This window comes from Candidatus Hydrogenedentota bacterium (genome assembly GCA_016791475.1).
Classification (GTDB): Bacteria; Hydrogenedentota; Hydrogenedentia; order Hydrogenedentales; family JAEUWI01; genus JAEUWI01.
Genome location: JAEUWI010000169.1, coordinates 1 through 559, shown reverse-complemented (window position 1 = coordinate 559; position 559 = coordinate 1). Strand labels below are relative to the sequence as shown.

At 72.6% G+C, this 559-nt stretch carries 1 protein-coding gene; it reads right to left on the bottom strand.

What is annotated here, in order from left to right:
- Positions 1-559: methyl-accepting chemotaxis protein (locus tag JNK74_28490; protein MBL7650127.1), on the bottom strand; the 559-nt coding region annotated here is incomplete at both ends.

Below are 559 nucleotides of genomic sequence, written 5' to 3'. Positions count from 1 at the left end.
GGACATCACCCGGTCGAGCACCTCGTCGATCCGGGTGACCGACTCGCGCACCTGCGTGCTGTCGTCCACGAGCTGGGCCAGCTGGCCGGCGATCACCGTGGTGGCCTGGCTGGTCTGGGCCGCGAGGTTCTTGACCTCCTCGGCCACGACCGCGAACCCGCGCCCGGCCGCCCCGGCACGGGCCGCCTCGATGGTGGCGTTCAGGGCCAGCAACCTGGTCTGGTCGGAGATGCCGTTGACCGTCTTGACCACCTGGTCGATGGAGGCGCTGGAGGTGGCCAGCCGCTCGACCGAGGCCACGACCTCCCGGACGACGCCGCCGGCCTCCTGCGCGACCCCGGTCGCCTCGGACGCCGAACTCGACACCTCGTTCATCGAGGCCGACATCTGCTCGGCGGCGGAGGCCACGGTGTGCGCCTCGGCTGCCACCTGGCCCGTCGCGGCGCTGGCCGCGGTGGCCGAGCTCTCGGAGGCCGCGGTGGCGTCCTCGATCTGGGTCAGGGAGGCCGCGAGATCATCGGAGGCGAACGTCACCATCTCGGAGCCGCCCACCACCCGA